This is a genomic window from Brevundimonas sp., from assembly GCF_016463485.1.
Lineage (GTDB): Bacteria > Pseudomonadota > Alphaproteobacteria > Caulobacterales > Caulobacteraceae > Brevundimonas.
This window is the reverse complement of sequence record NZ_JAEMRD010000070.1, coordinates 1-7,828: the sequence shown is the minus strand read 5'-3', so window position 1 is coordinate 7,828 and position 7,828 is coordinate 1. Positions and strand designations below refer to the sequence as shown.

Here is a 7,828-nt window from a genome sequence, read left to right as displayed (position 1 = left end):
GGACGAGGCGGCCGCCCGTCCGCCTCGTCCAGCCCCATGGCCTCGAACAGGGGGGCCGAGGACGCCGGTGGTGCCCCCTTGGCGGCCCACATCCCCTGTCGCCGCGACAGCTTCAGCGACCCGAAGGCATCCGCCTCGGCCAGCCGATCCAGCGCCGCCGGTGGCAGCTTCGCCCGCAGCCGCAGGTCCTCCAGATCGACGAACGGCGCCTCGCCCCGCACCGCCACGATCCGCTCGGCCCAGTCCCGCCGGAAGCCGTCGATAGACCGCAGACCCAGGCGGAGGGCGCGCCGCCGCCCCTTTCGCCGCCGCTGCAGACTGCAGTCCCAGTCGCTGGCGTTGACGTCCGGATGCCGGACCTCGACGCCGTGCTCGACCGCATCGCGCACGATCTGGGCCGGGGCATAGAAGCCCATCGGCTGGCTGTTCAGCAGCGAGGCCGCGAATACCTCGGGATACAGGCATTTCACCCAGGCCGAGAGATAGACCAGATGGGCGAAGGAACAGGCATGGCTCTCCGGAAAGCCGTACTCGCCGAACCCCTTGATCTGGTCGAAGCATCTCTGGGCGAAGACGGGATCATAGCCGCGCTCGATCATCCGGCCGACGAAGATCGCCTCGTAATGGCCGATCGTGCCCATGTGCCGGAAGGTCGCCATGGCCCGGCGCAGACCGTTGGCCTCCCTGGACGAGAATTGGGCGGCGTCCATGGCGATCTTCATCGCCTGTTCCTGGAACAGGGGCACGCCCAGGGTCTTGTCGAGGACCAGCTTGAGCTCATCCGGCGGACCGTGCTCGGGTGCCGGGCGGGGATAGTCGATGACGAAGGGTACTCCCGCCGTCCGCGCCGCCCGCCGTTCGGCCCGGCGCTTCAGATAGGGATGGACCATGTCGCCCTGGATCGGGCCGGGACGGACGATCGCGACCTGGACCACCAGATCGTAGAAGACCTCGGGCCTCAGGCGCGGCAGCATGGCCATCTGGGCCCGGCTCTCGACCTGGAACACGCCCAGGGAATCGCCCCGGCACAGCATCCGATAGACCTTGCCCCGCTCTCTCGGCACCGAGTGCAGGTCCAGGGGCCGGCGATAGTCGACGGCGATCATGTCGAAGGCCCGCTTCAGCGCCGTCAGCATCCCCAGGGCCAGCACATCGACCTTCATCAGCTTCAGATGGTCGATGTCGTCCTTGTCCCATTCGATGAAGGTGCGGTCCGCCATGGCCGCGTTGCCGATCGGCACGATCTCGCACAGCGGACCCTGGCTCAGGACGAAGCCGCCGACGTGCTGGGACAGGTGGCGCGGGAATTTGATCAGTTCGGCGGTCAGGTCGAGCGCCATCTGGAACCGCGGGTCGTCGCGCTGGAACCCGGCGCGGTCCACGTCCCGGTCCTTGACCTCGGACCCGTAGGAGCCCCACACGGTGTCGGCCAGTCGCGCCGTGACGTCCTCGGTCAGGCCCAGCGCCTTGCCCACATCGCGGATCGCCGAGCGCGGCCGATAGTGGATGATGGTCGCCACGATCCCGGCCCGGTCGCGGCCATAGCGGCGATAGACATACTGCATCACCTCCTCGCGCCGCTCGTGCTCGAAATCGACGTCGATGTCCGGCGGTTCGGACCGGTCGGCCGAGATGAACCGCTCGATCAGCATGTTCTGGCTGGTCGGATCGACATTGGTGATCTTCAGGCAGAAGCAGATGACCGAGTTGGCCGCCGACCCTCGCCCCTGACACAGGATGTCCCGCTCCGGATCCCGGGCCCAGTCGACGATGTCGTGGACGGTCAGGAAATAGGGGGCGTACTTCAGCTGGCGCACCAGCCGCAGTTCCTTCCTGATGGTCCGCACGACATGGGTCGAAACCGGCCCCTTGGCGCGAGGCCATTTATCGCGGGCTCCAAGACAGGTCAGCCGGATCAGCCACCGCTGAGGCGACCAGCCCGACGGAACGGGCTCGTCCGGATAGTCGTAGCTGAGTTCGCGCAGGGAGAACCGGCACGCCCGCACCACCTCCATGGTTCGCTCCAGCGCCGCCTCGTGACCCCTGAACAGACGCGCCATCTCTGCCGCAGGCTTCAGGAACCGCTCGGCATTGGCCTGAAGCCGCAGGCCCGCCGCATCAATGGTGGTGCCCTCGCGGATACAGGTCAGGACGTCCTGCAAGGGGCGGCGGTCGGGGTGGTGGTACATCACCGCATTGGTGGCGATCATCGGCGCAGCCGTCCGGGTCGCCATCGCCGCCAGCCGGTTCAGCCGCGCCCGGTCGTCGCCGCGCCACAGCGGCTGGGCGGCCAGGTACAGGGTGTCGGGCCAGGCCTCGCGCCACGCCTTCAGCCGCGCCTCGAAGGCCGCGTCCGGATCGATCGGGGCCACGGCCAGTGCGATCATGCCTTCGCCATGGGCCACCGCCTGGTCGAAGGTCAGCCGGGTCTCGCCCTTGGTGATGCGGTCGGGGGTGGTGGCGGCCGGTGCCGTGTCCGGTCGCAGGGCGACCACGTTCGTCGTGGGGGGCGGCGGGTCCGCCAGAATCTCGCTCTTGCCCAGGGTCAGCAGTCGGCACAACCGACCATAGGCGGCCCGGTCACGCGGGAAGACGATCAGTTCGCTCCCGTCGAGGAAGCCCAGCCGGCACCCGACGACCAGGGGGATGTCCGCATCCTCGCCCCCCATCAGGGCCCGCACCATTCCGGCCAGGGTATTGCGGTCCGCCACCCCCACCGCCGCCAGCCCCAGGGATTTCGCCTGGAACATGATCTCCCCGGGGTGCGACGCCCCTTCCAGAAAGCTGAAGTTGGTCATGGCGCCGAGCTCGGCGTAGTCGCCGGCCCAGACCTGTGATGAGGGGCTCACGGGAACATCCCGTGCATCCACCACGAGGGCGCGCGCTCCTCGGCCGCCCCGGCGTATTCACGGCCATAGAGGCCCTCGCGGAACAGCCAGTAGCGAAGGCCCTGGTCGTCCTCGATCCGGTAGTAGTCACGCGTGCGGGGCTGGCGTTGCAGGGGACCTGCACCGTCCGAGGCGCTGCGCCACCACTCGGGCGACAGGCGTTCGGGGCCGTCCGCGCGGGTGACCCGGCGCGCGACACGGCGCCAGGTGAACTGGGCCGGGGGCCGATCGGGCAGTTCGGCGACCACTTCGATCGGCTCGGGTGGATCGAGCATCAGGATGGGGCGGGCGCGGCGATCCCCGCTGTCATTCTTGACCGGGACCGGGCGGGCACCCAGCGCCGGTCGCCAGCGTTCCGCCCGTTCGGGCAGCCAGGAGCCGTTCGGTTCGGCGATCTGGATCGCGGCCTCGCCCAGCCGGGCCGAGAGCCGGTCGATCAGGGCGGCCAGGCTTTCGGCATGGCGTGCGGCGGCCTCGTCCTCGGTGGAGATCTGGCGCGCCGTCACCCGTTCGGTCAGGTCGGCGCTCAGCATCAGGGCGTCGATGCCGAACCCCAGGTCGATCCGCTCGAAACCCCGCTCGCGGAACAGCCGCATCCAGATGCCCGCGTCGCGGCCGGGCGTGCCCAGCCGGATCGACAGGCCCCGCGTCTGGCCGTCGGTGCGGAACCCCGTCAGGGTCAGGGCCCGCGCCCCCTGGCCGTCCTTCTCCAGCGCCGCCGCCAGATCGGCCATCAGGCCCGGAGCCCGTCCCTCGACCCCGGCGGTGTCGCCCAGCGGCTCGGCATAGGCCTCCCACGCCCGATATCTGGGCGGCGGCCGGGTCGGGTCCATGGCCTCGGCCGCCAGACCCAGGGCCTGGTCCAGCCGGCGCACCAGACCCGCGCCGTCGACCTCTCGAAACCGCCGCGCCAGCCCGGACCGCGGCATGGGATACAGGTCGCCGATCCGGTACAGGCCGAACCGCCGGGCCTGTTTCAGCGTCGCGGCATCGATGCGCAGGGCTTCGACCGGCAGTCCGGACAGGACGTCGCGCAGGGCAGGCCCGGCGACCACCCGGGCATTGCGGGCGGCGGAACCATGGCGCGCCACGGCCCAGGCCGCCCCGGGCGTGGGGGCGATGGCGGCGCGGGCGCGGACGCCGGCCTGGCCCATGCGGCGCTCGACCTGCTCCAGCAGCCCCGCCTCGCCGCCGAACAGGTGCGCCGCCCCGGTCACGTCCATGAACAGACCCTCCAGCCCGTCCGGGGAGGCGTCGACCGTGACCGACGGCGACCACCGCTCGGCCCAGACGGCCAGGGCCCGCAACGCCCGATCGTCGGCGTCGGGGTCGGCGGGGCGGCACTCCAGCGCGGGCAGGATGGCGCGGGCGTCGGCCTGGGTCTGGCCGCGAGACAGGCCGGCCGCCCGCGCCGCAGCGTTCAGGGCGTGGATCACCGCGCCCCGGCTGGTGCGTCCGATCAGGGCGAAGGGCGGCCCCTCATGTGTGCCGACAGGGGTCTCAGGCGGCGAGACCCGTCCGGCCCCGTTCGCCCAGACCGTCACCGGCCAGTCGATCAGCCAGACGGAGACGATACGTCTCATCATCCTGCTCCAGTCGCCAGATCCCCGGCCGTTCCTGACGGCTGCGGGTCAGTTCCGCATCGAGACGAAATCCCCCCGGCGCGCGTCCGTCATGTGTCGCCCCGAAACTCGCCAGAGTTGTGATCCGCCACCGTCGCCGCGCCGCGCTCAATCCCCCCTGCGTCCGCCGCAACAGGATACCGGCCGAGGCCCCGTCGCGCGCCGCGAACTCCAGTCGTCGCGTCTGGGCCAGGGTCGCCTCCTCGACCGTGGCCAGGACGGCCGAGACCGCACCCGATCGCAGCGCCTGTTCCATGACCCACAGCCCCTCGGCCTCGCCGGCGACATGGGCGACGATCATGCCCGACGCCCTGTCCCTGGCCCCGGCGCCAAGCAATCCCGGCCCGTAAGGGCGGCCATGCTCGCTCCGCCATGTCCGCCCCAGCGCCATCAGGACAGGCCTTCGATCCTCGTGAGGCAATCGCACCAGGCCAAAGGTCAGGGCCCCCGCCATGTCCCGCACACCGGCCGCACACACCTCTTCCAGCCCCTCGCAATGGGGAGGGCAGGCGGCATCCGGGGCAAGGGACGGAACGGTCATCATGGGCTCGAAACCTGAATGTTCATTATTTGTTCCGGCCGCCGCAGAGTCAAACCTGAATCGCTCCGCTTCCTGTTGGAAAGCAGACTTCAACCTTTACGTGTCATGGTGTTCTGGTCCGATCGATGCAGTGACTCCCGCCTGAACCCCCGCCCTGTCCCAGGACAGGAAATGGATACCCCCATGACGACCCGACCCTTCACCCCCGCCGACATAGACACCGTCAACGCCCTGCACCGGTCCGTCTGGTGGCCAGAGCGTTCAAAGGCCGGCTGGGCCTGGCTCGACGCCAACCCGGCGCGCGCCGACATCGACGCCCCGACGGGGTGGGTCGTGACGGATGAAGCGGGTGCCCCGGCTGCCTTCGTCGGCAACCTGATCCAGCGCTTCTGGAAGGACGACGTCCTGTTCCACGGCGCGACCGGCTTCTCGATCATCGTGCCGCCCAGCGTCCGGGGTGCCAGCCGCCAACTGCTGAAGGTGTTCAATCGACAACCCCACGTCTTCGCCGCCTACACCTTCAACGCCAACAGCCGTTCGGCACCCCTCTATGGCCGCCATGATATGGTCGCCTGGCCACCCCGCACTCACGACCTGAAACTGTCCTGGATCATCGATCCGATCGACTGTTTGCACGGGCGCGTCCTGCGCGAGGCGGTCAAGCGCGCACCGCATCTGACAGATCCTTACCGGGAGCGGTTCATGCACCGCCGGCTCGGGGCACCCCGCACGCCCCGCCTGCCGTCGCAGGTTTCGCCTGTCACCGATCTCGGCGACCGGTCCGACTATGCGGCCTTCTGGGAGGCGCTGAAGGCCGAGGGCCGGCTGATTGCCGACCGCAGCCCCGAGATTCTGCGCTGGCGCATGGCCGATCCGGACCAGAAGACCCCGCCGGTGATGGTCGCCTTCCGGCGCGACGGCGTCATCACCGGCTATGCGATGGCCCTGATGGCCAAGGCCAATCCGATCGAGCCCGCAATCCTGGAAATCCTCGACCTCGTCGCCCTCGAAGGCGACGCCAAGGCCATTCCCGCCCTGATGCAGGCCCTGATGGCCGAAGGTCGAGCCCTGGGAGCCGCCAAGGTTCGTCTACAGGTTCTGGGCGAAGATCTGCTGCGCCGTCTGGGCCCGTGGGCTGCGGGCGCGCGGCGCGAAGGCGGTTGGGGCCACAGCCATGTGCGGTTCAACGCGGGCGGACCCGACCATCACGCCTGGTCGCCGACGCCCTTCGACGCTGATCACGCCTTCTGCCAGCGACCCGTGCCGGTGCGGAAAAAACGCGGCGAAAGGACGCCAGTCCCTGCCCGTCAGACCTGAGGCCGGGCCTTCAGCTCGTCGCGGATTTCCATCAGCAGGGCCTCGGTCGCCGTGGGCGCGGACGGCGCGGCGGGGGCCTCGGCCTCCTGGCGCCGCAACTTGTTGATGCCCTTGACGATCATGAAGACCACGAAGGCGACGATCGCGAACTGGATCACCGTGTTCAGGAAGGCGCCGTACATGACCGAGACCTTCTCGATCTCCTCGGTCGCCCCGTTCTCGGGCCGCAGTACCCATTCCAGCTTGGAGAAGTCGATGCCGCCGGTCAGCAGGCCGATCGGCGGCATGACGACCTGATCGACCAGGCTCTTGACGATGCCGTTGAAGGCCGCGCCGATGATCACGCCCACGGCCAGATCGACGACATTGCCCTTGATCGCGAACTCGCGGAACTCGGAGACGAGGCTCATGGGCTTTTCCTGGCTGGCCTGTGGTTCAGGCCAGTGAAAACCGCTTCGCCAGGTGTTTCAACCCTTGTGTGGCCTCAAGCCGTGCGACGCACGGCAGGCTGACAAAAATCTCAGGCGTCGCCCGAGGCGTTCAGCCGCTCGCGCAGCTCCTTGCCGCTCTTGAAGAAGGGCACGGACTTGGCCGGGACATCGACCGTCTCGCCGGTGCGGGGGTTACGTCCGGCACGCGCCGGACGCGAGCGCACGGAAAAGGCACCGAAGCCGCGCAGTTCGACCCGCCCGCCTTCGGACATGGCATCGGTCATTCGGCCCAGCACGACATTGACCACGCGCTCGACCTCGGCATGGGTCAGATGCGTGTTCTCAGCCGCCAGCTTTTCGATCAACTCTGACTTGATCATGCGCAGGACCTCACCTTGCCAGCCCTCGAGGAGCGTGTGTGGTCGCCGTCCCCTGCGCCCACGAAACACCCTAACCTTCGCCGGGCGCGCGAAAAAGCCCGGAAAGGTCACATACGGTTCCAAAGATGGTGAATGTCACTCACCGTACACAGTCGAGATCGTTTGACTGCAAAGAAAAAGGCGGCCGGATCGCTCCGGCCGCCTCTTCGGTCTTAGGAAGTAATCCGAGTATCAGTCCTGCTTGGCTTTCTCGCGCAGGGCGGCGCCCAGGATGTCGCCCAGCGAAGCGCCGGAATCGGACGACCCGAACTGTTCGATGGCCTCGGCCTCGTCCTTCATTTCCAGCGCCTTGATCGACACCGAGATGCGGCGCGAGGCCTTGTCCACGGCGGTGATCTGGGCATCGACGCGGTCGCCGACGGCGAAACGCTCGGTGCGCTGCTCGTTGCGGTCGCGGCTCAGGTCCGACTTGCGCACGAAGCTGGTGACCGGCGCGTCATCCTCGCCGAACTTGACCTCGATGCCGCCCGACTCGATCGAGGTGACGGTCACGGTGACCGTCTGGCCCTTGCGATAGGTGTCGCCTTCGGCAATCGGATCGCCGCCCAGCTGCTTGATGCCGAGCGAGACGCGTTCCTTCTCGACGTCG

At 68.8% G+C, this 7,828-nt stretch carries 7 protein-coding genes; 1 reads left to right on the top strand and 6 read right to left on the bottom strand.

The genetic code is table 11. The features are described 5' to 3' along the window. The 3 genes from JHC99_RS11055 to JHC99_RS11045 form a co-directional block, all read right to left on the bottom strand. Positions 1-2,849: error-prone DNA polymerase (locus tag JHC99_RS11055; RefSeq protein ID WP_292154213.1), on the bottom strand; the 2,849-nt coding region annotated here is incomplete at its 3' end. Further along, positions 2,846-4,471: a DNA polymerase Y family protein gene (locus JHC99_RS11050; RefSeq protein ID WP_292154211.1), complete on the bottom strand. Its 1,626-nt coding sequence runs from the start codon at positions 4,469-4,471 to the stop codon at positions 2,846-2,848. The genes JHC99_RS11055 and JHC99_RS11050, both read right to left, overlap by 4 nt. Further along, entirely contained in the window at positions 4,389-5,051 is a 663-nt protein-coding gene (locus tag JHC99_RS11045; RefSeq protein WP_292154209.1) for a hypothetical protein, read from the bottom strand. Before JHC99_RS11045 ends, JHC99_RS11050 begins: the two co-directional genes overlap by 83 nt. Before the next feature lie 183 nt (positions 5,052-5,234). On the opposite strand from JHC99_RS11045, the gene JHC99_RS11040 reads away from it, so the two are divergent. Further along, complete coding sequence (locus JHC99_RS11040; protein ID WP_292154208.1) at positions 5,235-6,368, top strand: N-acetyltransferase; 1,134 nt, start codon at positions 5,235-5,237, stop codon at positions 6,366-6,368. Here JHC99_RS11040 and mscL read toward each other — a convergent pair. From mscL to JHC99_RS11025, 3 genes are all read right to left on the bottom strand, one after another. Beyond that, entirely contained in the window at positions 6,359-6,778 is a 420-nt protein-coding gene (gene mscL / locus JHC99_RS11035) for a large-conductance mechanosensitive channel protein MscL (protein ID WP_292154207.1), read from the bottom strand. The genes JHC99_RS11040 and mscL overlap by 10 nt on opposite strands. Before the next feature lie 110 nt (positions 6,779-6,888). Continuing rightward, positions 6,889-7,179 (bottom strand): integration host factor subunit beta, encoded by a 291-nt coding sequence (locus JHC99_RS11030; protein ID WP_292154205.1) that lies wholly within the window; start codon positions 7,177-7,179, stop codon positions 6,889-6,891. 231 nt (positions 7,180-7,410) lie between these two features. After that, the coding region (locus JHC99_RS11025; RefSeq protein ID WP_292154204.1) for a S1 RNA-binding domain-containing protein at positions 7,411-7,828 on the bottom strand (418 nt) is incomplete at its 5' end.

Bases quoted from the DNA above. Each gene is read 5' to 3' on its own strand.
- JHC99_RS11050 (WP_292154211.1), bottom strand. From the start codon at position 4,471: ATGAGACGTATCGTCTCCGTCTGGCTGATCGACTGGCCGGTGACGGTC.
- JHC99_RS11045 (WP_292154209.1), bottom strand. From the start codon at position 5,051: ATGACCGTTCCGTCCCTTGCCCCGGATGCCGCCTGCCCTCCCCATTGC.
- JHC99_RS11040 (WP_292154208.1), top strand. From the start codon at position 5,235: ATGACGACCCGACCCTTCACCCCCGCCGACATAGACACCGTCAACGCC.
- mscL (WP_292154207.1), bottom strand. From the start codon at position 6,778: ATGAGCCTCGTCTCCGAGTTCCGCGAGTTCGCGATCAAGGGCAATGTC.
- JHC99_RS11030 (WP_292154205.1), bottom strand. From the start codon at position 7,179: ATGATCAAGTCAGAGTTGATCGAAAAGCTGGCGGCTGAGAACACGCAT.